Here is a 2,178-nt window from a genome sequence, read left to right on the forward strand (position 1 = left end):
CCAGCCGTTCATGGAACCGGCGCCGACCTTCGGCATCGGCTGCGGCGGCGTCGGGGGAGTCGGCGGTGGCGGCGACGCGCAGGTCGTCGGGGGTGAGTCCGGGTGGCGCCGGCTGCGCGCTCGCGTGCGCGGGCAGGGCGACGGCCGCGGTCGCGGCGAACAGGGTGCAGAGCGATCGAACGGTCCAGCGACGCGGCATCTCGTGCTCCTTCGGGTCGCGCGGGCGTGCGTGGGGATTGTCCGGTGCGCCCGAGAATAACGGGGTGGGGACCGGCCACTCGGTGAATTCGCGTTACATCCAGTAACAGAACCGACAATTCGTATCCGGAGATCGTGCAGTGATCGAATCGCTATCGAATGGTGACATCAAACCGCTGACATGACGGTAAATGCACTCGGTATGTCGGATTCGGATATCGGTTTTGTTTCGGGCTCCGTGAGGGTCCGGAATTCCCGTGCCGGTTTTGCGTCGTGTGGTTCGGCAATGGTCTAGCTTGAGGAGCGTCCACGCCGGATTTCCGCCTTGACACGATCACCGGCGAGCGGACGATCGAAACGAGAGAGAGCAACACCACCGTCGATTCGACGAGGTCGGACCTGCCATTGGTCGGGGGACGAGCAGGCCCGTACCGGAATCGCTTTCTTGAGGGGAGATTTCTGTTGCGAGACGCTCAGCAGACGCCGTCGGAAGCCTTCCCCCTATCTTCCGCGCAACGCTCGATCTGGTTCGCTCAGCAACTGGAACCCGACGTCCCGATCTGCATCGCCCAATACGTCGATCTGCACGGCGACCTCGACATCGATCTGCTGCGGCGTGCCGGCCGCACCGCCGGCGCCGAATTCCAGTCCGCCTTCCTGCGGGTGATCGACGTCGACGGCGAACCCCACCAGTTCGTCGACCCCGCCCTGGAAAACCAGGACATCCCGGTGCTCGACTTCCGCGACGAACCCGATCCGCTCGCCGCGGCCCGGACCTGGATGGACGCCGACTACGCCACCCCGGTGGATCTGGCCCGCGACACGCTCGTGAACATGACCATCCTGCAGGTCGCCGACCGGCACTACCTGTGGTACAGCAGGATTCACCACGTCGCCCTCGACGGCTACGCGGCCATGACGGTGGTCAACCGCATCGCCGAGTTGTACACCGCGGCGTTCGAAGGCCGCGATCCCGAACCCGCCCGCGCCGCGGACCTGCGCACCCTCTACGACTGGGACCGCGACTACCGCGAGTCCAGCCGCTTCGTCGCCGACCGCGACTACTGGGTGGGCCGGGTCGCCGGCATGGACGCCGGTACCACCCTGGCCCGGCGCACCGGACCGGTCGCGGCGCACAGCGCCCTGACCGGCACCGCGCTGCCGGAGGAGCTGGTGCGGGATCTGACCGCCACCGAAACCAGCACCGTGTCCTCCTCCAGCGCGGTGCTGGTCGCCGCGTTCGCCACCTACCTTTCGCGCCTGACCGGCCACGACGACGTGGTCGTCAACCTGCCGGTGTCGGCGCGCACCACCGCGCTGGTGCGGCGGTCCGGCGGCATGCTCGTCAACACGGTGCCGTTGCACATCCGCGTCGACCCCGACGACACCCGCGAAGCCCTCGTCGGCCGGGCGCAGCTCGAACTGACCGGGGCGCTGCGGCACCAGCGGTGCAGCCTCGAGGACGTGCGCCGCGAAACCGGGGCGGCGGGGGACAGCAGCCGGTACGCCGGGCCGCAGATCAACATCATGCTGTTCGATCAGCGGATCCAGCTCGGCCCGCTGCGCGGCGACTTCCACATCATGACCTCCGGTCCCGTCGAGGACCTGCTGGTGAACATCTACCAGTCCGGCACCCCGGCCCGCACGTTCGTCGATTTCCGCGGCAACCCGAACCGGTACGACGAGGACGAGCTGCGGATCCACCACGAGCGGTTCGTGACGCTGCTCGACGACTTCGTGCGGGCCGCCGCCGGCACCGCGGTGGACCGGATCCACCCGGAGTCCGCCGCGATCGGCCGGCGGGTCCGCCGCACCGCCGCCACCGCCGCGTTCTGGGAACGCACCCTCGCCGGCGCCCCGGAACGGCTGGAACTGCCCGCGTTGCGGCGCCGTCCCGCCCAGCCGTCCGGCACCGCCGAACTCGACGTGACGATCCCCGCCGACCTGCCCGCCCTCACCGACCTCGCCGGGGGCGGCGCG

The 2,178-nt window shown here is 69.2% G+C and carries 1 protein-coding gene and 1 pseudogene; one reads left to right on the forward strand and one right to left on the reverse strand.

Features of this window, described 5'->3' with window-relative positions; genetic code table 11:
* Positions 1 to 199, reverse strand: a pseudogene (locus I0Q12_RS14665) (hypothetical protein); the annotation flags it as partial.
* A gap of 461 nt (positions 200 to 660) precedes the next feature.
* Here I0Q12_RS14665 and I0Q12_RS14670 point away from each other — a divergent pair.
* A partial coding sequence (locus I0Q12_RS14670) for a condensation domain-containing protein (protein ID WP_197252606.1) occupies positions 661 to 2,178 on the forward strand: 1,518 nt, incomplete at its 3' end.

The organism is Rhodococcus sp. CX, assembly GCF_015865005.1.
GTDB lineage: Bacteria > Actinomycetota > Actinomycetes > Mycobacteriales > Mycobacteriaceae > Rhodococcus.